Genomic DNA, 22,448 nt, shown 5'->3' on the forward strand with positions numbered 1-22,448 from the left:
TCACCAGCATTGGGCCTAGCCCCCCGCCCGTCAGCTGCGCGACGCCGTCGGCCTAGCCGGCCGCCGCGGCCGTCACCACGGTGATCGCGGCCATCGCCATCTGCATGTCGCGGATCGCGGCACGGACGCTCTCGGCCGCCCACTGCCCCTCCGCTATCTCCGCCATGCGCGCGGCGATCTCTTTGCGCGGGCGGCCCGGAAAGGCCAGCCCGTGCAACTTGGCCGAATGCACCAGGGCGATGAGGCCCGCCGTGCGCTCGTCCGGCTCGGTGCCCTTGAGGACGACGGACGCGAGCCGCTCGCGCAGCGCGCGCTCGACCGCGCCGTCGGCCTCCGGATAGCGGCGCACAGGAAACACCCCGAGTGCCTTGCGCCGCTCCTCCACCACCACGCCGCGCCCGCTCAGCCGCTCCACCGCCGCGCCGATGGCCCTGGCCTGGTCCTTCGTCAGCCAGTCCGTCACCCGGCGCTTGCTCCGCCCGCGCATCCAGGTCTGCATCAAAGGGATCCGGCCGTCGAGCAGTTCCTCACCTGTGGGCGAGGTGTCCACCAGCTCCAGGTATTTGCCGGAAACCAAGACCCGTTCCGCTACGACCAGTTCGAGCAGGATGGCGCCCGCCACGGCCCAGCCCACCGATTGCCGCTGCTTGACCGCCCCGGACTCGTCGTCCAGTGACAGCAGCGTGATCTCCTCCGCCAGCGTGATCGTCATGCCCGGCTCCCCCGTAGATCCTCCGTCTTCACCTGGTCAGACGCCCGCATCCGCCCGGAAGTTCCCCCCGCAACCGCCTTCCCGTCCCACTTGGCTCGATCCCTACGGCCGTCCCGCCATCGCCCGCGGGGCGAAGTTGCCCTCGCCCAGGTCCTCCGCGAGCAGGCGCTTGGCGATCGCGTCCGCCGCCGCCCGCAGTTCCGCGCTGCGCGGCCGCCCGCGGTCCTTCTCCAGCTGGTCGCCCAGCCACTTGGCCCACGCGGCCGAGATGACGGCCGCTTCCCGCTCCCCGGCCGGGGTGTGCGCGTAGAAACCGTTCTGCCGCGTCAGGTAGCCCTCCTCCACCATCCGTTCGAAGACCGGCAGGAGCACCTCCGGGGGCAGGTGCCGCCGTGTCGCGATGAATCCGAGGCTGGCGTGGCCGACCGTGCGGGTCATCAGGTCCACCTGCATCACCGCCCACGCGGCCGCCATGTCCAGCCGGGTGTCCGAGGCGTCGACGATGCCGCGCGCCGTCTGCGGTCCCATGCTCCGCACCAGCTTGCCGACCGCCAGCTCCAGCAGCTTCGCCGAGTCGCCCGAGGCCGTGGCGGGCGATCCGAAGCCGTCGCCCATGTCCGTGGAGCCGGCCCGGGCGCTGTCGCGCAGCTTGACCTGCTTGAGGAACAGCGCGACGACGAATCCGACCACCGCCACCGGCACGGTCCACAGGAACACCGTCTGCAGGGCGTCCGCGTACGCGTCGATGACCGGGCCGGCCGCCGCCGGATCGAGCCCGTGCACCCCCTGCGGGCTCTGCGCCGCCGCGCCCAGCTGCCCCGGGTCCGCTCCCGTGGCCCGCGCGGCCTCCTCGACGGCCGCCGCCAGCGCGGGCGTCAGGGTGTTGGCGTAGATCGTGCCGAAGACGGCGGTTCCGAAGGAGCTGCCGAGCGTACGGAAGAAGGTGACGCCCGAGGTCGCGGTGCCGAGGTCGGTGTAGTCCACGGTGTTCTGCACGGCGATGGTCAGCACCTGCATGCACAGGCCGATGCCGACGCCGAGGATGAACATGTACAGCGATTCCAGCCAGGCACCGGACTGCGGTCCCATCCGCGACAGCAGGTAGAGACCGAGGCCCATCACGGCGCAGCCGACGATGGGGAAGATCCGGTACTGGCCGGTCTTGCTCGTGACGTTGCCGCTGAAGACCGACGCGATCAGCAGGCCGATGACCAGCGGCAGCGTCCGTACGCCCGAGACGGTGGCCGAATCCCCGTCCACGTACTGCAGGTACGTCGGCAGGAAGGTCATCGCTCCGAGCATCGCGAAGCCGACGACGAAGCTGAGGACGGAGCAGACCGCGAAGACGGGGTTGCGGAACAGCCGCATAGGCAGCATCGGCTGCGCGGCCCGGGTCTCCACCAGGCAGAACAGCGCCAGCGCCACGGCGCCGCCCGCGAAGAGCGCGACGATGAGCACCGAGCTCCAGGCGTACTCGTTCCCGCCCAGGCTCGTGGCCAGGATCAGCGCGCTCGCGCCGACCGCGACCAGCGCGATGCCCAGGTAGTCGATGACCGGCTTCCCGGCGGCGCGTACGGAGGGGATCGTCCGCGCGGCGGCCACCACGACCAGGATCGCGATCGGCACGTTGACGTAGAACGCCCAGCGCCAGGTCAGGTGGTCGGTGAAGAGTCCGCCGAGCAGCGGCCCGATGACCGTCGCGACGCCGAAGACGGCGCCGATCGCGCCCTGGTACTTCCCGCGTTCGCGCAGCGGGACCACGTCGGCGATGAGCGCCATCGAGGTGACCATCAGTCCGCCGGCGCCGATGCCCTGAACGCCCCGCCACACGATGAGCAGGGTCATGTTGCCCGCCAGGCCGCACAGGAACGACCCGGTGATGAAGATGATGGCGGATACCTGGAAGACCAGTTTCCGGCCGAAGAGGTCGCCGAACTTGCCCACGAGCACCGTCGCGACCGTCTCCGCGAGCAGGTACGAGGTCACGACCCACGACATGTGGTCCGCGCCGCCGAGGTCGGCCACGATCGTGGGCAGCGCCGTGCCCACGATCGTCTGGTCCAGTGCCGCCAGCAGCACGCCCAGCATGATCGTGCCGAAGACGATGTTGCGCCTGCGCCGGTCGAGCACGGGGGGCGCCGCGGCGGGTATGGCGGGGGCTGTGCCTTCGGCTGTGGTCACATCTCGCACTCTCACAGCGCACCCGCCCGGCCGCATGCGGCGCTAGCCCGTCCGGGTCATGGGGAGGCGGGCGGCCGCGGGGCTATCGGCGCAGGTAGTCCAGGCCCGGGTGCTCCGCCGCGTACGCGTCCACGAGCCGCCGGGCCACCCCGACCGAGTCCACCAGCGGGTGCAGGGCGAAGGCCTTGACGGCGTCCGCCCGCGATCCGCTCGCCGCGGCCGCGAGGACCTCCCGCTCGGCGGCCTTGACCGAGGTCACCAGACCGACCGCGTGCAGCGGCAGCGGGTCGACGGCGACCGGGTGGGCCCCGTTGGCGTCGACCAGGCACGGCACCTCGATGACCGCCTCCGCGTCGAGAACGGCGAGCGTGCCGCTGTTGCGAACGTTCAGGATCAGGGTGGCGCGCTCATCCCGGGCGATGGCCCGCATCAGGGCGAGGGCCACCTTCTCGTAGCCGCCCGACTCCAGGTCGCTCTCGTCGCGCTCGCCGACGCCCGCCACCTCGCGGTTCTCGGACATGTACGTGGCCTCGCGTTCGGCCCGCGTCCGGTCCCAGGCGGCCAGCGCCGCCCCGGCGCCCTGGTCCGGCCGCCCGGCCTCGGCGTAGAACCCGTGCTGCTGGTCGCGCAGGAACGCCCCGCGCGTCTGCTCGGCCTCCTGGTACGCCCGTACGGTGTCACGGTTGAAGTAGTAGTAGTGCAGGTACTCGTTCGGGATCGCGCCGAGCGAGCGCAGCCAGTCGGCGCCGAACAGCCGGCCCTCCTCGAAAGATTCCAGCGCCTCGGAGTCGGCCAGCAGCCGGGGCAGCTCGTCCCGGCCGCCGATCCGCAGCCCGCGCACCCAGCCCAGGTGGTTGAGGCCGACGTAGTCGATCCAGGCCTCCTGCGGCCGCGCGTCGAGCAGCCGGGCGATCCGCCGCCCGAGCCCGACCGGGGAGTCGCAGATCCCGATGACCCGGTCGCCGAGCTCCTCCGCCATGGCCTCGGTGACCACCCCGGCCGGGTTGGTGAAGTTGATGACCCACGCGTCGGGGGCGATGCGTGCCACCCTGCGGGCGATCTCCCGGGCCACCGGAACGGTCCGCAGCCCGTAGGCGATGCCGCCCGCGCCGACCGTCTCCTGGCCCAGCACCCCTTCGGCCAGGGCGATCCGCTCGTCCGCGGCGCGCCCCTCCAGCCCTCCGACACGAATGGCCGAAAAGACGAAGTCGGCGCCGCGCAGGGCCTCGTCGAGATCGGTGGTGGCCGTGACGGCCGGGGCGTCCGCGATCCCGTCGGCCTGGTCCGCGAGCACCCGCGCCATGGCACGGAGCCGGCCGGCGTCCTCGTCGTACAGGGTCACGTGCGACACCCTGCCCTCGGCACGGTCGCCGAGCAGGGCTCCGTAGACGAGCGGTACCCGGAAGCCGCCCCCGCCGAGGATCGTCAGCCGCACGCCCTTACCGCCTTTCGCAGTGCCACGTTTCGTGGCACCAGTCTCCCCCGCCGGATCAGTCCACCGGCGACGGCACGGCCCGCAGACGCGGCACCTGGTGCGGCTGCGCCCCCGTGGCGCCCCGGACCGGACCCGTCGGCAGGCCCTGCGGCGTCGAGAGGATCATGGTGATCCGGGTCAGCCCCATCCCGGCGAGCATCCGGCTGGATTCCGCCACCATCCGGCAGCGCACCAGCCCCCAGCCCGGGTCGGGGTGACGCACCGTTCGCACGGCCCCGTCCTGCTCCGCCGCCCCGGTCCCGTGCGTGGTCAGCCAGTGCGGCACCCCGTACCGGTAGGCGGCTTCCATGAACGGGTCACGGGCCACCTCCTGGCGGATGCTGCGCAGCCCCTCGTCCTCCGGGGCCGCGGCCAGCGCGGTCGCGAACCGGGCCAACAGCGGTACGCACCAAGCCGGTTCGTGGTCCTCCAGCACGGCTGCGGCGTCCGGGTGGAACAGCACGAAGCGCAGGAAGTTGTCGTCCGGCAGGGCGGTCGGGTGCGGGCGGACCGACTGGAAGAGCCGGTCGAACGCCGAGTTGGTCAGGGCCACGTCCCAGCGGTGGTCCACGAGGAAACTCGGGTACGGCACGGCCTCCATGAGGGCCGCGTAATCACACAGGTAGTCGCGCTGCGCCGGGTCGTCGGGCAGCCGGGTCTCCTCGGCCGCCCGCCAGGTCGGCGGCGGGTCGCGGTCGACCATGACCCGGAAGAGCCAGAAGCACTGACGCTCGCTCATCTCCAGGGCCTCGGCCAGGGCGAGCAGCTTGCGGTCGGTCCACTCCTTGACCAGGCCGCGCTCCCAGTTCCCGTACGCACGCACGCTGATGCGCAGTCGTGCGGCCAGGTCTTCCTGGCTCAGCCCCAGTTCCTCCCGGCGCTGGCGCAAAATCTCCTTGCGTCGCTCCGACCGCACGGCGCCGCGTGCGGACTCCTCGCCCGCGAGGCGCTCCCCACCAATGTGGGCGAGGCCGTCGGACGGGCCCACCGCTGCGAGATGTGGCACCGAGAGCTCCCCCTCTTTATTACGGTCTGGATCTTCGTTTCCGTGTGGCGATCCTGCTACCGACTTCATTCGAGTGTCAACTATTGTGGCAATTCCAGCCTCTTGACAGCTCATTCCCGCCACAGCTGTGGCAAGTTCTAGCCCTACAGACAGAGACCGGATAGATTCCAGAAGCCGACCACGTGCCCGCCCCCCGAACCCGCGCGATCTAGGAGAACCACTGGTGACAGACGGCTTCCCGGCTCCCGTCGCGGTGGCCAACGCGCACCTGGCAGCCACCGTCACGCGCGTCGCCGAACTCGCGGGCAAGATGGGCCGCGACCTGAACCAGGTCTTCGACCTGCGCCGCCTCTCCGAGGCCTCCGGGGTACCCGCCGACGTGGTGCGGACCCTGCTGGACGGACGGCCGGCCGGTGAACCCGATCTCCAGACCCGGTTCTTGCAGCGGCTCGACCTCCTGCGGCGCACGCGCGTCAAGCCCAACGGCCGCCGCTACACGCAGCAGGAGATCGCGGACGGTGCCGCGATGTCCCGCCAGCAGGCCGGGGCGCTGATCAACGGCGACCGCAGGCCCACGATGGAGCACTGCGACGCGATCCAGCGCTTCTTCGGGGTGCACGCCGGCTTCCTCACCGCGCACGACTCGGACGCCCTCACGGACGCCCTCCAGCGGACCGAGCAGCAACTGCTCCAGGACTTCGCGGGCCGCGCGCGGGAAACCGTACCGGCCCAAGCCGCTTCGACGGGCGATCCGCTGGCAAGACTCCTGCAGAACCACGGCGTACGCGGCATCGCCTGGCGAGCCGCCCAACTGCCCAGCGACAAGCACCGGGACAAGGTGACCGAATGGCTGGACATGCTTCTCGAGAGCGTCAAACCGAACGAATCCTGACCCAGTCGAAATTCTGGGTCTGATCCTTGAGTCCTGATCCGGATCCGCGCCGACGGGGAGAACGGTGAGCATAGGCAGAGAGCAGCGGCGGTTGTGCGGGGAACTGGTGGCCGGCATCACGCTGACCGCGCCCGTGGAGCCCGTAGACCTCTACGCCGCCCTCTGCGAGGGCATGAGCAAGCACCGCGGCCGCCGGGTGGAGTTCCGGATGGCCTCGTTCCCGCCGGGAACGGCCAGCGGCCTGTGGCTCGACATGGCGGACCGCGATCTGGTGGTCATCGAGGAACGCACCGCACCCGACCATCAGCTGGTGATCCTCGGTCACGAGCTGTGGCACATGAAGGCCGGCCACTGCAGTCACCACGTCGACGGCGCCGCCGTCGCCGCCCGGCTGCTGTCGGACGAGGCCGACATCGGCGAGACCGTCCGACGCGTCGCCGCGCGCACGCGCGCCGACGTCCAGGAGGAGACCGAAGCGGAAACCTTCGGTTTACTGCTGGGCAGCAGGTGCCGCACCTGGCTCGCCGGATCGGCGAGCCACCGGGCACCGGCACAGCGTGATCAGTTGGCCGGCCGCATCGAGGCCGCGCTCGGATACCGGGGGCACAGGAACGACCGTTGAAAGGCCAGGACTACTACACACCGGCAGCCGCGATGGCGATAGCACTCGCCTTCAAGCTGCCGGCGCTAAGGAACAACTGGCGTGACCCGCTCCTGCGATCGGTCTGCGCCCTGCTCACCCTGGCCGGGGCCGTCTTCACCTTCGCCGCCCCGCCCACCATCGAGGCGGTCAACCGCTGGACGGGCATCCCCAACTTCTCCGCCCCGCTCGTCTACTGCCTGATCACCGCCTTCAGCGCCGCCTGCCTCGTGCTGATCGTCAACTGGCGCGGCGGGCCGCCGGAGCAGACCCGGCGCGTCTCGCGCCGCTGGATCACCGGCTACTCCATCGTGATCGTGGCGCTGACGCTGCTGTTCGCACTCGGCGAGGCCCCCGTCGAGCGGCTGCGGGACTTCGACACGTACTACGCCAACACGCCGTTCATGCGCGAGCTGATCGCCCTCTACCTGGTGGCCCACAACGTGGCCGCCTTCGTGATGGTCGCGATGTGCTGGCGCTGGTCCCTCCAGGTGCGCGGTTGGCTCCGGATCGGGCTGATGATCATTGTCCTGGGGTACGTCTTCAACCTCAGCTACGACTTCACCAAGATGACCGCGGTAGGCGCCCGCTGGACCGGACACGACCTGGACTGGCTGAGCACCTCCGTGGCACCGCCCGTGGCCTCCATGGGGGCGAACATCAGCGCGGTCGGCTTCGTGCTCCCGCTGGTGTTCCAACGGCTTTCGGACAGCTGGCAGAACTGGTCGACGTACCGGCGCCTCGGCACGCTCTGGCAAGAGGTGCGCACCTCCGGGCCCGACAGCGCCCCCTGCGTGCGGATGGCCTGGTGGTCCGCCGCCGAGCTCCGGATGATCCAGCGCGAGTCGGACATCCACGACGGGTTCCTGCACCTCGGCCCGTACTTCGACCAGGGCCACCGGGACGACGCCCTCGCGCGGGCCCTGGCCGCCGGCTCCGACGAGGAGACCGCCCGGGCCGTCGCCGACGCGGCCATGGTCGCGGCGGCCGTACGGGCCCGGTCTGCCGACCCCGAAGGCCGGGTGATCGGGGCCAGCGATGAAGGGGCCCCGCCGGCCGCCGACGGTCCGCGCGACCTCGTACGCATCTCGCACGCCCTGCGGAACTCGCCGGTCGTGGCCGAATTCCGGCGGCAGGCGTCCCTGTCGGGAGTCTGAGCACCGCCGCCCGGGCCCGGTCCGAAGGGACCGCGCCCGAAGGGACCGCGCCCGAAGGGACCGCGCCCGAGGGGACCGCGCCCGAGGAGGACCGGGCCCGGCCGGATCAGCCCCCGGCAGCGAGGGACAGCGCCGGGAACAGGTCCTGGAAGGGCGCCGCCGAGTCGATTCCGTCCCGGCCGAAGGGCGCGTCGAAGCTCCACACCATGAACAGCAGGAACACGATCAGCGTGCTGAACAGCCCTGCCAGCAGCAGCTCCCGGCCCGACCGCCTGATCTGCAGGGCGAAGATCAGCCCGACGGTGACCAGCCCGCCCACGACCAGCCCCAGCCACACCACGCCCGGCAGCGTCGACGCGTCGCTCTGCGTCCGCTCGTGCCGGGCGTCGTCGGCGGCCGCGATGTGGTCCAGCAGCGGCTGGTAGGCCTGCGCCTGGAGCTCGTTGCCCGGGTTCTGGTGGGTGACGTCCCCGCGCAGCTTGCCGAGCAGCTCGCCGCCCTCTGCGGACGCGGCATCCCCGGAGACCAGCCGCGGCCAGTCCACGCTGACGGTGTGGGAGACGTACGCGTTCACCTCGCCCCGGATCCGGTCGCGGACGGCGGCCGGGTAGACGTCGGCCCGCTGGGTGACCTCGTACAGGGACTGGGCCTCGCGGCGCACGCTGTCCTCGGCGGCGCCGCGCGCCTCCCAGACGCCCGCGATGGCCAGGCCGAGCACGATCGCGTAGACCACGCCGACCATCATCACCATGTACTCGATGACGTCGGGGGTCTCGCTGGTGTCCTCGTCGACGGCGACCCGGCGGTGCCGGAGCGCGGTGAAGGCGAAGACGAGGGCGCAGACGAGCGCCATGGCGATGGCCAGGACCAGCCATTCGGACACGAGGGTTCTCCGTAGGTTGAATGAACGGACGAATCGTTCAGCTGCGGCTCTTGGAACGGGGCCGCAGCGCGACGGCCGCGAGCACCGCCGGGGTCGTGACGACGACCATGAGCATCAGGGTGGACATGCCGTCCGGGCCGCGCCTCGCCAGTGCCGAGGAGCGGTACGGGCGCACGTGGAAGCGGCCCGCGGGCCCGGCCACGGCTGCGCCCGGGCTCGGAGCCGGCGCTGCGCCCGGCGCCGCCCGGACCGCGTCGGGCCCCTCCACCGGATCCCCCGGCGGCTGCGCCACCCCGGCCACCGCCTCCGGCGTCGGCCCGGGGCCGGGCTCCGGCGCCGCCCCCGGCCAAGGCGCCGGCACCGGAGACGGGCCCCGCCCCGGGTGGCGCACCGTCGGCCGGGCCGCCCCGGGCAGGGTCACCCGCGGCGAAGGCCGGGCGGCGGGCGGCGCCTGCGCGGGCGGCCTCGGCTCCGATCCGGCCGGAACGCACAGGTCGACCCGGGCGCCGCGCCCGTGGCCGTCTCCGGCGACCTCCACGTGACCGTGCAGCGGGCAGAGCGCCGCCACCAGGCCGGCCCCGGCGAAGTACTGCCAAGCGGTCACCGCGCGTTCTCCCGATTCCGCAGCAGGGATGAGGGCTACGCTGAAGAAACGATCAAGACCGTGCTTCGATACGCCGCAGACAGGTCAAGATCCCCGATCGGGAGCCCATTTCGGGGTGGGCGCCGGATCCGGCCCCGGCTCCGGCTCCAGCTCCGGCTCCGGCTCCGGCTCCGGCCAGGGCGTCGGTCTGGGCGGAGGTCTGGGCGTCGGTCTGGGCGGCGCCCGCCAGGATCCGCAGGTCACCCGGCCGGCCCATTCCGCCACGGCGCCGGCCGCTCTCCGCGCCGATGATCGGAGAACCCGATCCCGCAGCTCAGCGGGGTCACCCGGGGAGCAGAGGGACGGTGGCAGGTGGACGCGGACGGCTCGCAGACCCTCGAAGAACAGGTCGACGCCCTGATGGACGGCCTGCGGACCGATCTGGTGCGGCTCGCGGCGATCCCCTCGGTCGCCTTCCCCGGCTACCCGTCGGAGCCCGTCGAGGAGGCGTACGACCTGATCGTCTCCCTCCTGCGTGAGGCGGGCGTCCCCACCATCGAACGGATCGACCTCCCCGACACCGCGCCGGTCATCTACGCGGAGATCCCGCCACCGCACCCGGACGCCCCGACCGTCCTGCTCTACGGGCACTACGACGTCCAGCCCGCCGGCGCCGTGTCCCTCTGGCTCTCCCCGCCCTTCGATCCGACCCCCGTGGCCGGTGTCCCCGGCGCGCTGCGGGCGCGCGGAATCGCCGACGACAAGTCGAACGTGATCGCGCACATCGGCATGCTGCGGCTCTACGGCGGCCGTCCGCCCGTCGGGATCAAGCTGGTGCTCGAGGGGCAGGAGGAGTACGGCAGCCCCTTCGACGACTACCCGCCCACCGATCCGGACCGGTTCGCGTGCGACGCGATGGTCATCGCCGACCTCGGCAATCTGCGGCCTGGCACCCCGACCCTGACCATCGGCCTGCGCGGGGCCTGCGAGGTCACGGTGGAGGTGCGCACCCTCACGGAGGCGCGCCACAGCGGGGGGTTCGGCGGAGCCGCCCCCGACGCCCTGCTGGCCCTGCTCCGGGCGCTGTCCACGCTGCACGACGAACACGGCGACGTGGCGGTGCCCGGGCTGCGCCGCGATCCCTGGGAGGGAACGACCTACACCGAGGAGGAGTTCCGCGACCTCGCCTCCGTCCGGGACGGCGTGCCGCTGATCGGAACCGGCTCGCTCGGCGAACGGCTGTGGAGCGGGCCCGCCGTCACCGTCATCGGGCTGGACGCCCCCGACGTGGCGGGGGCCGCCTCCGCGGTGGTCCCCTACGCGCGGGCCAAGCTGAACCTCCGTTTCCATCCGCTCCAGGACCCGCGGGAGGCCCGGGCCGCACTGGTGGAACACCTGCGCGCGCAGCGCCCGTTCGGCATCCCGCTCACCGTCACCCCGGGCGATACCGGCCCCGGCTTCGAGGCGCGGACGGGCGGGCCGGCGTACCGGGCGGCGCTGACCGCGCTCAAGGAGGCCTGGGGCACGCAGGCCTCGTACGTCGCCACGGGCGGCTCCATCCCGCTGGTGAACGGCCTCGCGAAGGCGGTTCCGGGCGCGGAGGTGCTCCTCTTCGGCGCGCAGGACGGCATGTGCAACCTGCACGCGCCGAACGAGCGGGTGCTGCTGTCGGAGGTGCGCAACACGGTGGTGGCGATGGCCGCCTTCGTACGGGAGTACGCGGCCGACTTCCGTGCGGCGCGGGGCCCGGCGGCCCCGGGCGGCGGACGGTGACCACCGCGCCACGACCGGCTCGTCGCCGTCGGCGCCTCCATCCTCGGCGCGGGCGTCGGCGTGCTCTGCTCCACCGTGAACCCGTTCGCGACCGGCGTGGCCTCCTCGGCCGCCGACATCTCGCTCGGCGACGGGATCGGGCGGCGCTTCCTGATGTGGATCGTGCTGACCACGGTGACCGTCCTGTACGTGATCCGCTACGCGCGGCGGGTCCAGAAGGACCCCTCGAAGTCCCTGTGCGGGTTCCTGCCCGGCGACCGGGAGCAGAAGGCCACCGGCGACGAGGAGGAGGAACCGGAGCTGACCCGCCTGCACAGGACGGTGCTGGTACTGCTGGTCCTCGTCTTCGCCTTCATGATCTTCTCAGTGGTGCCCTGGGCGAGCGCGCTCACCGGCAACGCGGACGCGGCCCCGTATGCCTGGGAACTGGACTGGTCCTTCGCCCAGCTCGCGGCGCTGTTCATCTGCGCGGCCGTGCTCATCGGCCTGGTGGCCCGGATGGGCGAGCCGAAGCTCAGCTCCACGCTCATCCAGGGAGCTGCCGACTTCATCTCTCCGGCCCTGGTCATCATGCTGGCGCGCGGGGTCACGGTCATCATGAACAACTCGAAGATCACCGACACCGTGCTCCACTCCATCGAGGGCGTGGTGAAGGGAACTTCGTCCGGAGTCTTCGCGATCATCGTGTTCCTCGTGAACCTCCCGCTCGCCTTCCTCATCCCCTCCACCTCCGGGCACGCCACGCTCACGATGCCGATCCTGGCCCCGCTCGCCGACTTCGCGGGCGTCTCGCGCGCGCTGATGGTGACGGCCTGGCAGTCGGCGAGCGGCTGGATGAACCTCTGGGTGCCGACCACCGCCGTGACCATCGGCGGCGTCGCGCTGGCCAAGGTCGGCTACGACAGGTACCTGCGCTTCGTCTGGCCGCTGCTCGGCATCCTCGCCGTGCTGATCTGCGGGTTCCTGGCGTTGGGCGCCGCGATGTGAGCTTCGCCGTACCCCGCGCACGCCGCAGGGGCGCGACCCCGACGGGTCGCGCCCCTGCGTCAGTTCATCACCCGCGGGCTCAGGCCTCCGGGTTGCCGCCGAACCGCTCCCGGTACGACTCCAGGTCCTCTTCGGTGATCTTCGCGAAGAGGACCGGCGGCACGGTGAACGGAGTCCCCGCGGGCACCGCGTCGAGAGACGCCGCCTGCTCCGGGGTGATCCACGACGCCGTGTCCTCGGCGAGCGTGAACGCGGAGCGCATGGCGCGCGCCGAGGCCGGGATGAACGGCTCGGAGACCACCGAGTAGAGGTGGATGAGGTTCATCGCGGTGCGCAGGGTGAGCGCCGCGCCCTCGGGGTCGGTCTTGATCTCCAGCCAGGGGGCCTTCTCCTCCAGGTAGGAGTTGCCGGCCGACCACAGGGCGCGCAGCGCGGCGGCCGCCTTGCGGTACTGGAGGGTGTCCATGTGGCCCTCGTACTCGGCCAGCAGGTCGACGATCTGCGCGCCGAGCTTGGCCTCGGCCTCGCCGGCGGCGTTGCCCGCCGGGACGTCGTCGCCGAAGCGCTTGCGCGAGAAGGAGAGCACGCGGTTGACGAAGTTGCCGAGGGTGTCGGCGAGGTCCTTGTTCACCGTGGAGGTGAAGTGCTCCCAGGTGAAGGAGGAGTCGTCGGACTCGGGCGCGTTGGCGATGAGGAAGTAGCGCCAGTAGTCGGCCGGGAGGATCTCCAGCGCCTGGTCGGTGAAGACGCCGCGCTTCTGCGAGGTGGAGAACTTGCCGCCGTAGTACGTCAGCCAGTTGAAGGCCTTGACGTAGTCGACCATCTTCCACGGCTCGCGGACGCCGAGCTCGGTGGCGGGGAACATCACCGTGTGGAACGGGACGTTGTCCTTGGCCATGAACTGGGTGTAGCGGACGTCCTCGGCCTCGTACCACCACGCCTTGTAGTCGCGGTTCGCCGGGTCGGCGTCCGCCCACTCCTTGGTCGAGGCGATGTACTCGATCGGGGCGTCGAACCAGACGTAGAAGACCTTGCCGTCGGCGGCCAGTTCGGGCCACGTGTCGGCGGGGACCGGGACGCCCCAGTCGAGGTCGCGCGTGATGGCGCGGTCGTGCAGGCCCTCGGTCAGCCACTTGCGGGCGATGGAGGAAGCCAGCTGCGGCCACTCCTCCTCGTGCTGCGCGACCCAGGCCTCGACCTCGTGCTGCAGCTTGGACTGCAGGAGGAAGAGGTGCTTGGTCTCGCGGACCTCGAGCTCGGTGGAGCCGGAGATGGCCGAGCGGGGCTCGATCAGGTCCGTGGGGTCCAGTACGCGCGTGCAGTTCTCGCACTGGTCGCCGCGGGCCTTGTCGTAGCCGCAGTGCGGGCAGGTGCCCTCGACGTAGCGGTCCGGCAGGAAGCGGCCGTCGACCGGCGAGTAGACCTGCCGGATCGCGCGCTCCTCGATGAAGCCGTTCTCCTGGAGGCGGCGCGCGAAGTGCTGGGTGATCTCGACGTTCTGCGCGGAGGAGCTGCGGCCGAAGTAGTCGAAGGACAGCTCGAAGCCGTCGTAGACCGCCTTCTGGGCGTCGTGGGCCTGCGCGCAGAACTCGGAGACCGAGATGCCGGCCGCCTTGGCGGCGAGTTCGGCGGGGGTGCCGTGCTCGTCGGTGGCGCAGATGTAGAGGACGTCGTGGCCGCGCTGGCGGAGGTACCGGGAGTACACATCCGCCGGAAGCATCGACCCGACCATGTTGCCCAGGTGCTTGATCCCGTTGATGTAGGGAAGCGCGCTGGTGATCAGGTGTCGAGCCATCCTCGGATGCTCCATTTCATATATGCCGGTACGACGTGACGTGCGGTTCATCGTATCGAACCGCCGAAACGCCACGCCCCGCATTTCTTCGGGGTGGACAGGGGTGCGTGTAACGCAAAAGCGAGGGCAGTGACCTCTCCGTCACGGCCCTCGCGCTGCGGCCATGGTACAGCGGGGTGAAGAGGCGCCGGACCGCCGTCCACCGCGGGCGAGTGCCGTCCACTGCGGGCGAGTGCTGTCCACTGCGGACGACCGCTGTCACACGCCGTGCGCCCCCGCCGAGGGCGCCGACGGGCGCACGGGAGAGCGGCATATGCGTTTGTGCTGGTTGAGGCTTTGCGTGATCGACATCGATCATCAGTCGATCATCACCGAACGTAATGCTTCCAGGTTGCATCTCTACGCCCTCCGAGTGCGCCCGCGCTGATTTCCTTGCCGCGCACACGGGATGGGGTGGAGCGGTGAGCGATGGCAGCGGGCCGGAGGATTCCGGTGGCGGGGCCGTGGGTCTGCCGAGCCGGCGACGGCGGCCGACCCCCATGAGCCAGTGGGATTCGACGGCGCGCCTGTCGTACTGGGCCTTCCACGCCGACCGGCGCCCGGCCTACATGCGGTTCGCGTTCCTGCAACTGGGCACGGACGCGGCGGCCGAGGAGGCGGTGGACGCCGCCTTCGACTCGATCATGGTCGAGTGGCTGCGGATGCTGCACATGGACCGGCTGGACGCCTACGCGTGGACGGTGCTCAAGCAGCGCATCGTCGACTGGCAGTACCGGCGCAGCCCCTGGCCGGAGCCGGTGGACATCAGTGCCTTCGAGGCCGCGCTCAAGGAGGCCCAGGCGGACGCCGACCAGTACGAGGTTCTCACCGACACCATCCGCTTCTACTCCGCCGTCTCCCGGCTCGCCGAACGGCAGCGCGACACCGTGCTGCTCCGGTACGGGCTCCAGTGCACGCCCGCCGAGGCCGCCGCCATGATGGGCGTGGACGAGGCCACGGTCCGCTCGCAACTCGGCCAGGCGCAGCGGCGCCTCGCCCGGCTGCTCGACACGGCAGCCGAGTCATGAGCCGCAACGCGAGGCGCGACACGAAGCGCGAGGACGGCGGACTCCCGCGTTCCCTGGAGCAGTTCCTGGCCCGGGCCAGCGTGCGCGACCGCTATCCGAACTACGACCTGGGCGCGGCCGAGGCCCGGCTGCAGCGCGTCGGCTCCTTCGCCCCGGCGCCGAAGCCGCCGGGGCCGCGGCGCGGGGCGACCCCGGCCCGGCGCCGCTCGCCGGGCTGGAGCGATCCCGCGCGGGACCTCCCGCTGGACTCCGAGCGGGCACGGCGCGACCTCAAGGCCGCGTGTCTGGCCTCGGTGCGCGCGCGCGGGGCCAGGGAGCGGCTCGACGCGTTCGAGACCGGCGGCCACGTCGACCTGCCCGGAGCCGTGGTCTTCGGCTGCCTGCTGCACCTGGCCGGCCTACGCGAAGGGGCCCGGTTCTGGTGGCAGTTCGCCGCCGGGTCCGGGCGGGCCCGCACCACGCACGCCGCGTACTGCCTCTTCCTGGACCACTCCCGGCGCGGCGAGCACCACGACGCCCGGGTCTGGGCGCGGGAGCTGGGCCGCCACCGCTTCCGGCCGCGCGGACACCGGGATCTGCGGGAGGTCCGGCTGTGCGCGCAGGCTGCCGTCCTGCGCTACGTCGACCAGTGCGACGACCCCGACCTGGGCCAGGTGCCGCTGCCCAGACCAGGGGTGTCCGGGGCGCTGGACGCGTTCCTGCCGCCGGCCGCTCCGGTGCGCCGGCCGAGGCTCGGGGCGGGCCCGCTGCGCCACCCGACGCTGACGGCCGCGGCTCGCGAGACCGTCGTACAGCCCGGCGGGGGCGAGGCCCTGGCGCAGGCGCGCCGCGCCCTGGCCGTCGTACGCGTCCTCGAACGGCGTCCGCTCGGAGTGCGGGCGGGCCGCCTCGGTCGGGAGGCCGGCCTGGCCGAGGCGGAGCTGGGGCCGCTGCTGTCGATGCTCTGCGAGGAGGGGTACGCGTACCGGCCCGGCGTCGGCGTGTACGCCCCCGGGCCGGCCCTCGACCGGCTCTCCGCCCCGGGCGGGCTGGGCCTCTCGGGGCAGTTGCAGCGCACGCTGGCGCTGGCCCGGGACAGCGCGGGCGCGGCCGTCTACCTGAGCCGGTACGCGGAAGGGGAGGTCCGGATCACCCAGATGGCGGACGGGCCCGGCGCCCCGCCCGTGCGGGAATGGGTGGACTTCCGGGACGCCGCGCACGCCAGCGCGGTGGGCAAATGCCTGCTGAGCCAGCTCGACCACGACGGCCGGGCCGACCACGTGGCCCGGCACCGGCCGGCCCGGCTCACCGAGCGGACCATCACCGACAGCCGGGCCCTCTTCACGGCGCTGGACGCGGTGGCCCCCGGGGCGCCCGTCTTCGACCTGCTCGAATACGCGCCCGGCGTGGTCTGCGCGGCGGTTCCCCTCGCGCTCGGCGACACTGCCGGCAGCCTCGCGCTGTCGCTGCCCGGCGCGCACGCGCACCGGCTGGGGCGGGCCACCGAGGCGCTGCGGCAGAAGGCCGTCCCGGTGCTGCTGGCGCTGCTGCTGGCGGGGGCGATCCCGCCGGACGCCACCGAGGTCCCGGCGGACGACGCCGGGGCGGGGACCGGTGTGCCGGGGCCCCCGCCGGGGCCCGTACCGGTCACCGCGGAGACGCTGCGGCACCTGCGCAGCGTCTTCCGGACCCCGCTGAGCCGGGCCGCGGGCCGGGCCGCCTGGCGGGACGGGGCCGATGGAGCGGGGCCGGCGGGCGGGGCCGAAGGGCCGCATCTGGTCAGCGACAGTGCCTCGGGGGCGGCGTACCTCTTCGAGGCGCCGGAGGCGGCGCCGGACGGCGGGCTCCCGGGCCTGGCGCTCCCCCGCACCTTCGCCCCGCTGGTACCGGGCAGCCTGCGGACGGCGGACGGTCTGGTGGTCCTGCGCACCTGAGCCGAACGGTGTCAGGGGGTGACGGAGCCCGGTGCGCCGGGGACGAAGGTGGCCACGGCGGTGTCGAAGTGGCGCTTCGCCTCGGCGCGTCGGCCGACGGGCGCGGAGACCCAGATGTCGTACATCCGGCCGTTCTCGTCCCAACAGAGGTCGTAGGTGTGCCGGGCGCCCTCGGCCGGGGTGAAGCCGTCCCAGGTGAACTCCCAGAGGGCCGCGGGGTGTTCGTTGCGAGTCGTCGATACGACCGTGCCGCCGCGATAACCGGGGTTGGTGTCCGGGCCCATCGCGTGGGACTGGCGCATCACGCCGAGCGGGCCGCCGGTGACCGGCATCTTCACCCGGATTCCGATGCGGAAGGCACCGTCCGGGGAGATGTAGAAGACCCGCTGGTCGTCGGTGGCCCGCTGGTATCCCTCGGGTACGGCGATGCCGAAGCCCTGCGGGTCGGCGAAGGTCCGGTACCCGGCGGGCAGGGCGCCGGGGGGCTTGGCCGGGGTCGTGGCCGCAGCGGCGTCCACCGGGCTCTGGGACGGGGTCACGGGCGCGGGCGTCGGCTCGGGCGTCGGCGCGGGCGCGGGTGTGCCGGAGGCGCCGGCCACCGCCTCCCGCCCCCGCGCCGAGTCCTCGTCGCCGAGCAGCCAGGCACCGGCCGGCGCCCCCGTGGCCACCAGGACGAGGGCGGCCGCGATCAGCCCGACGCGCAGGCCTGGTCGGGTGGCGACGAGTTGCCTGGCGGTAGGGCGCGGGGGCACGGCCGGCGCCGTCAACCCCTCGGAGCCCGGGGCCGGTTCGGAGCCGGAGCCTGATCCGGAGCCTGATCCGGAGCCTGATCCGGGCACGGGTGCGGATACGGGGATCCGGTCGGCGGGCTGGTGGCTGCCGCCGGCCAGGTAGGCGGACAGCAGCCCTTCGGCCTCTGCCGCCGCCATCCTGCGCTCCGGGTCCCGGTCCAGCAGGCCGCGGATGACGGGCAGCAGCGGCCCCGCTTGCGCGGGCGGCCGGATCTCGCCGGAGACGACGGCGTGCAGGATGCCGCCCAGCGAGTCGCGGCGGAAGGGCGACTCCCCGGTCAGCGCGGCGCACATCAGCGCGCCGAGCGACCACAGGTCGGAGGCCGGGCCCGCCTCGGCGCCCTGTATCCGCTCGGGAGCGGTGTACTCGGGCGAGCCGACGAACGCCCCCGTCTCGCTGATGGTGGTGGCGCCGGAGAGCCGGGCGATCCCGAAGTCGGTGAGAACCACCCGGCCGGTGCCCGCCTCCATCAGCACGTTGGCCGGTTTGACGTCCCGGTGGAGCACTCCCCGCGAATGCGCCGCGGTCAGGGCGCCGAGCAGGGCGAGCCCGGTCCGGGCCGCCTCGACCGGGGTGAGCATCTTCCCGCCGGCGATCAGCTCGGCGAGCGAGCCACCGTCGACCAGCTCCATGACGATGCAGGGCCGCCCGTCGTGTTCGACGATGTCGTGGACGACGACGACATGGGGGTGGCGCACGTGTGCCACGGCACGCGCCTCGCGCAGCGCTCCGGCGGCCACGCCGTCCGGGTCGCCCTCGCCGAGGTGGAGTTCCTTGACGGCGACCGGCCGCCCGAGGAGTTCGTCGCAGGCCCGCCAGACGGTCCCCATCCCGCCCCGGCCAAGCCTTTCCTGCAGGCGGTACCGCCCGGCCACCACGACACTGCCGCGCGACTCTTCTTGTGGCACTGCGTCCTCCCCCTCACCTGGTTCCGGGCCCATGATGCCGCAGCCCGCCCCGACCCCCCTCTTCGCTCGGTACCCGGCGGCGCGCGTGCCACGCGCCTTAAGATCACCCCGGGACCGGTCACAGCTCTACGGGGGGCACGCATGGAACCCACAGCCATCGGGATCCGGCTGGCATCGGCCGTCATCGGCCCGATCGTCAAGAAGTTCTTCGTCACCGACGGCCCCGGGGCGGGCCTGGTCGACAAGCCGGTCCGGCTCTCCGGCTACGTCTCCTTCCGGGGCGAGAAGCGCACCCTCACCGAGGCCGACGTACGCTCCCTGGCCGGCACCCTCGTCCAGCAGGCCCTGCGCACGGGCGAGCACCGTGTTCCGGCGGACGAGCACGAGGCGGTCACCGACGCCCTCGCCACGACGCTACACGCCCTCGGCGACCTCACGATCACCGATGTCGACGCCGTCCGCCTCGGCCCGCAGGCCTTCGCCCGCGAGCTGCGCCGCGCGGGCGGCCACCCTGAGCGCCATCTCTCCGCCGACGCCACGTACTTCTACGATGCCCTGGTCGGCGTGGCCGCCCTGCACATCCTGGAGTTCTTCACCCAGCGCAAGACCTTCACGGCCCACGCGCTGGTCCGTCAGACCCGCGCCATCGACGAACTGACGGCCAAGACGGACGAGTTGCTACGACGTGCCCCGCTGCCCGAAGCGGCGGACGCCGCGTTCGAGGCGACGTACCTGCCCTACGTGGCGAAGAAGCACGGCAAGCTCACCATCTACGGGATCGACCTCGGCAACTCGCCGACGCGGTGGCCGCTGGACGTGGCGTACCTGAGCCTGGAGGCGGTGCGTTCGGGGTGGACGGAAGCCGAAGCGAGGGCCGAGGCGAAGGCTGCCGGCTATGCGTGGAATGAGCTCGGCCCCGTCCAGAGCACGGCGCACTTCCAGCCGGAACCCCAGCCCGCGGACCAGGTGCTGGCCCACACTCCCCGCGTCCTCCTGCGGGGCGAAGCCGGTTCGGGCAAGACCACGCTCGTGCAGTGGCTCGCCGTCACCGCCGCCCAGCAGGACCGCGCCGGCCGGCCCGCGTACCTCCACAACCGCGTCCCCTTCGTACTCCCCCTGCGCACGCTCACCCGCCACGGCGAGCGGCTGCCCGCCCCCAAGGACTTCCTCACGGCGACCGGCTGCCCGCTCTCGGGCTCCCAGCCGGCCGGCTGGGAGCACCGGGTCCTCGCCGCAGGACGGGGCCTGGTCCTGGTCGACGGCATCGACGAGGTTCCCGAGCCCGAGCGGGAGCGGACCCGCCGCTGGCTGCGGGATCTGATCGACACGTACGACGGCGCGAACCGCTGGCTGGTCACCTCGCGGCCGTCGGCCGTCGGCCAGGACTGGCTCGCCGAGGACGGGTTCGGCGAACTGGTGCTGTCCGCCATGGGACCGCCCGATGTCGCCACCTTCATCGGGCGCTGGCACACGGCCGCCCGTGGCGAGGCCTGCGACGACGCCGAACTCGACGCGTACGAGGAGCAGCTGCGCACCGCCGTCCGCACCAAGGGCGACCTCGGGCGGCTGGCCACCAACCCGCTGATGTGCGGCCTGATCTGCGCGCTCCACCGCGACCGTCGCGGCTATCTCCCGCACGGACGCAAGGACTTGTACGAGGCCGCGCTGTCGATGCTGATCAGCCGCCGGGACCGGGAGCGCGACATGGCGGTTCCCGACCTCCGGGATGAGCCGCAACTCGACCTGCTCCAGCGGCTCGCGTACTGGCTGATCAAGAACGGCCGTACGGAGATGGACCGTTCGCAGGCCGAGGACATCATCGGGCGCGCTCTCCCCGCCGTCCCGGAGGCGGCCGCGCTGGGTGACGCGGCGACCGTCTTCGAGCACTTCCTCCAGCGCAGCGGCCTCCTTCGCGAACCGGCCCCGGGAACCGTGGACTTCGTCCACCGCACCTTCCAGGACTTCCTGGGTGCGCGGGCCGCGGTGGAGGAGGGCGATTTCGGCCTGCTCGCCGCGCACGCCGCCGACGACCAGTGGGAGGACGTCATCCGCATGGCGGTCGCCCTGGCCCGGCCCCGCGAGCGCGTGACGATCTTCAAGGACCTGCTCGCCCTCGGCGACCGCAGCAAGAAGCAGCGCATCCGCTCCCGCGTCTACCTGCTCGCCGCCGCCTGCCTGGAACACGCCACGACGCTGGAGCCGTCCGTCCGCGAGGCCGTCGAGGAGCGCACCGGCCTACTGATCCCGCCACGCCACGATGCGGAGGCCCGCGCACTCGGGGAAGTGGGTCCGCTGATCCTGGATCTCCTGCCCGGCCCCGAGGGCCTCCACGAGATGGACGCGTACTACACGGCCATCGCCGCCTCCCGGGTCGCGTCCGATGCCGCCCTGCCGTTCCTGAGCAGGTATGCCGGGCACCACTTCCTTGCGGTGCGCAGCCAGCTCGTGTGGGCCTGGTCGCGCTTCGAGACCGCCCGGTACGCGGACGAGATCATCGCGCGGCTGGACCCGGACGGACTGGACTACACCGTCACCTCCGACGAACAGCTGCACCATCTGGAGCGACTGGGAGTACGCGCGGACTCCCTGGACGTCAGGGCCGCCGTGTCCGCCGACGCGCTCGGCTCGTATCTCTCCCGGCGCACACTGACCAAGCTCAGGCTCCAGGAGCACCCGGTCGTGGATCTGGGATTCCTGGCCGGCCAAACGCGGCTCGAATCCTTCACGGCCGTGAACTGCCCCGCGCTCACCGACCTTTCCGCCCTTGCCGGGCTTCCGGTCCGGGAGCTTCACATCCAGGCCTCGGCAGCCATGGACCTGCGCCCGCTGGAGCGGCTGACCGAGCTCAGCTCCCTCCGGATCGTCGGCCCCGTCCCACCCACCTGGTCTCCGAGGACGCTTCATCCGCTCGCGCCTCTTCGGCACCTCTCCATGGCGGTCGGGAGCCCTTCCGGGCAGGGACTCCAGGGACTGCGCCGCTACACCGGTCTCGCCACCCTCAACCTCACGGGTGCGGCGTCGGCCGAAGACTGGCAGGAGCTGTCCGGCCTTCCGGTCCTCGGCATCCTCTCCTTGGGCACACTCTCCTTCGAGAACCTCCCGACCGACGTGGTCCTGGCGAAAGTCACCGATCTGCACCTCTACGAATCCGGCGACGTACCCGTCGCCCAGCAGGTGATCGACCGGCTCCAGCATGTCCTTCCCGGTCTTCGCTTCTGTGAGTACACGGGGACACTGGCAGGAGAGAACGTCATCGACGTCTCGCCCTTGGCGGGAGTGCCCGCCTTGACCGAGTTCCACATCGGCCTTCCCTCCGCTCGGGTCCACGGCAGGGCCACTCTGCCCTCCCGCCTGAGGGTCTACACCGAAGACGACTGACCCTCCCCACTGACCAGACGTTCAGTCAATCCGGCGCCCAAGTGGGCGGCCGGCTCCCGGTAGGGTGTCGCATCGTGGCCGACCGTCGAACAGCAATCGTGACTCCTCCCCCTCATAAATGAGGGGGCTTCTCGCTATGCCGGTTGAGGCTCGCGACGGACCAGCCCGGCCCGTAGAACGTTCAGGGCGCCCACTAGAACGTTCAGGGCGCCCACCGTGTCAGCGTGCGCCAGGTGGCCGCAGGCTATGCAGTGGAACTTGTCCTGTGTGGTCCGGTTCTCCTTGTTGGTGTGCCCGCATTCAGGGC

15 protein-coding genes and 2 pseudogenes are annotated in these 22,448 nt (G+C 72.2%); 8 read left to right on the plus strand and 9 right to left on the minus strand.

Translation table 11 applies throughout. The features are described 5' to 3' along the window. Positions 1 to 52 precede the first annotated feature (52 nt). From J7F03_RS37075 to J7F03_RS37090, 4 genes are all read right to left on the minus strand, one after another. Positions 53 to 712 carry a GPP34 family phosphoprotein gene (locus J7F03_RS37075; protein ID WP_214957439.1) on the minus strand — a complete coding sequence of 220 codons (660 nt, stop codon included), beginning with the start codon at positions 710 to 712 and terminating at the stop codon, positions 53 to 55. 102 nt (positions 713 to 814) lie between these two features. After that, a complete protein-coding gene (locus J7F03_RS37080; protein ID WP_214957441.1) occupies positions 815 to 2,929 on the minus strand; it encodes an MDR family MFS transporter in 2,115 nt (704 codons plus the stop codon). A 46-nt stretch (positions 2,930 to 2,975) separates the two neighbouring features. Continuing rightward, a complete protein-coding gene (locus tag J7F03_RS37085) occupies positions 2,976 to 4,328 on the minus strand; it encodes a 6-phospho-beta-glucosidase (protein ID WP_214957443.1) in 1,353 nt (450 codons plus the stop codon). A gap of 55 nt (positions 4,329 to 4,383) precedes the next feature. Then, entirely contained in the window at positions 4,384 to 5,373 is a 990-nt protein-coding gene (locus J7F03_RS37090; RefSeq protein WP_308380114.1) for a helix-turn-helix domain-containing protein, read from the minus strand. Between the two features lie 223 nt (positions 5,374 to 5,596). On the opposite strand from J7F03_RS37090, the gene J7F03_RS37095 reads away from it, so the two are divergent. The 3 genes from J7F03_RS37095 (at position 5,597) to J7F03_RS37105 (ending at position 8,062) form a co-directional block, all read left to right on the plus strand. Next, positions 5,597 to 6,265: a helix-turn-helix transcriptional regulator gene (locus tag J7F03_RS37095; protein ID WP_214957445.1), complete on the plus strand. Its 669-nt coding sequence runs from the start codon at positions 5,597 to 5,599 to the stop codon at positions 6,263 to 6,265. 64 nt (positions 6,266 to 6,329) lie between these two features. Beyond that, entirely contained in the window at positions 6,330 to 6,887 is a 558-nt protein-coding gene (locus J7F03_RS37100) for a toxin-antitoxin system, toxin component (protein WP_204357827.1), read from the plus strand. Beyond that, entirely contained in the window at positions 6,884 to 8,062 is a 1,179-nt protein-coding gene (locus J7F03_RS37105; RefSeq protein ID WP_214957447.1) for an MAB_1171c family putative transporter, read from the plus strand. The genes J7F03_RS37100 and J7F03_RS37105 overlap by 4 nt, the downstream gene beginning before the upstream one ends. Positions 8,063 to 8,168: 106 nt before the next feature. Here the strand turns inward: J7F03_RS37105 and J7F03_RS37110 are convergent, their stop codons facing one another. Further along, positions 8,169 to 8,945 (minus strand): DUF4239 domain-containing protein, encoded by a 777-nt coding sequence (locus J7F03_RS37110; protein ID WP_214957449.1) that lies wholly within the window; start codon positions 8,943 to 8,945, stop codon positions 8,169 to 8,171. A 37-nt stretch (positions 8,946 to 8,982) separates the two neighbouring features. Continuing rightward, positions 8,983 to 9,549: a hypothetical protein gene (locus J7F03_RS37115; protein WP_214957451.1), complete on the minus strand. Its 567-nt coding sequence runs from the start codon at positions 9,547 to 9,549 to the stop codon at positions 8,983 to 8,985. Positions 9,550 to 9,900: 351 nt separating this feature from the next. Between J7F03_RS37115 and J7F03_RS37120 the strand changes: the two genes are divergently transcribed. Both J7F03_RS37120 and J7F03_RS37125 read left to right on the plus strand, forming a co-directional pair. After that, complete coding sequence (locus J7F03_RS37120) at positions 9,901 to 11,301, plus strand: M20/M25/M40 family metallo-hydrolase (RefSeq protein ID WP_308380116.1); 1,401 nt, start codon at positions 9,901 to 9,903, stop codon at positions 11,299 to 11,301. A 9-nt stretch (positions 11,302 to 11,310) separates the two neighbouring features. Continuing rightward, positions 11,311 to 12,288: pseudogene (locus J7F03_RS37125) on the plus strand (YfcC family protein); the annotation flags it as partial. A 79-nt stretch (positions 12,289 to 12,367) separates the two neighbouring features. Here J7F03_RS37125 and metG read toward each other — a convergent pair. After that, positions 12,368 to 14,083 (minus strand): methionine--tRNA ligase, encoded by a 1,716-nt coding sequence (metG, locus tag J7F03_RS37130; protein ID WP_214957453.1) that lies wholly within the window; start codon positions 14,081 to 14,083, stop codon positions 12,368 to 12,370. 539 nt (positions 14,084 to 14,622) lie between these two features. Between metG and J7F03_RS37135 the strand changes: the two genes are divergently transcribed. Together J7F03_RS37135 and J7F03_RS42845 are read left to right on the plus strand one after the other, a co-directional pair. Then, the gene (locus tag J7F03_RS37135) at positions 14,623 to 15,150 is read left to right on the plus strand and encodes an RNA polymerase sigma factor (RefSeq protein WP_251073059.1); all 528 of its coding nucleotides are present in this window, start codon (positions 14,623 to 14,625) and stop codon (positions 15,148 to 15,150) included. A gap of 812 nt (positions 15,151 to 15,962) precedes the next feature. Next, positions 15,963 to 16,682: pseudogene (locus tag J7F03_RS42845) on the plus strand (IclR family transcriptional regulator C-terminal domain-containing protein); the annotation flags it as partial. A 392-nt stretch (positions 16,683 to 17,074) separates the two neighbouring features. On the opposite strand, the gene J7F03_RS37145 reads toward J7F03_RS42845, so the two are convergent. Beyond that, positions 17,075 to 18,685 (minus strand): serine/threonine-protein kinase, encoded by a 1,611-nt coding sequence (locus J7F03_RS37145; protein WP_251073066.1) that lies wholly within the window; start codon positions 18,683 to 18,685, stop codon positions 17,075 to 17,077. A gap of 219 nt (positions 18,686 to 18,904) precedes the next feature. On the opposite strand from J7F03_RS37145, the gene J7F03_RS37150 reads away from it, so the two are divergent. Continuing rightward, positions 18,905 to 22,141 (plus strand): NACHT domain-containing NTPase, encoded by a 3,237-nt coding sequence (locus J7F03_RS37150; RefSeq protein ID WP_214957459.1) that lies wholly within the window; start codon positions 18,905 to 18,907, stop codon positions 22,139 to 22,141. A 134-nt stretch (positions 22,142 to 22,275) separates the two neighbouring features. Here J7F03_RS37150 and J7F03_RS37155 read toward each other — a convergent pair. Beyond that, positions 22,276 to 22,448: zinc ribbon domain-containing protein (locus tag J7F03_RS37155; protein ID WP_214957465.1), on the minus strand; the 173-nt coding region annotated here is incomplete at its 5' end.

The sequence above is a fragment of the Streptomyces sp. ISL-43 genome (genome assembly GCF_018614195.1).
Taxonomy (GTDB): Bacteria; Actinomycetota; Actinomycetes; order Streptomycetales; family Streptomycetaceae; genus Streptomyces.

Bases quoted from the DNA above. Each gene is read 5' to 3' on its own strand.
- J7F03_RS37075 (WP_214957439.1), bottom strand. From the start codon at position 712: ATGACGATCACGCTGGCGGAGGAGATCACGCTGCTGTCACTGGACGAC.
- J7F03_RS37080 (WP_214957441.1), bottom strand. From the start codon at position 2,929: ATGCGGCCGGGCGGGTGCGCTGTGAGAGTGCGAGATGTGACCACAGCC.
- metG (WP_214957453.1), bottom strand. From the start codon at position 14,083: ATGGCTCGACACCTGATCACCAGCGCGCTTCCCTACATCAACGGGATC.
- J7F03_RS37135 (WP_251073059.1), top strand. From the start codon at position 14,623: ATGAGCCAGTGGGATTCGACGGCGCGCCTGTCGTACTGGGCCTTCCAC.
- J7F03_RS37145 (WP_251073066.1), bottom strand. From the start codon at position 18,685: ATGGGGACCGTCTGGCGGGCCTGCGACGAACTCCTCGGGCGGCCGGTC.
- J7F03_RS37150 (WP_214957459.1), top strand. From the start codon at position 18,905: ATGGAACCCACAGCCATCGGGATCCGGCTGGCATCGGCCGTCATCGGC.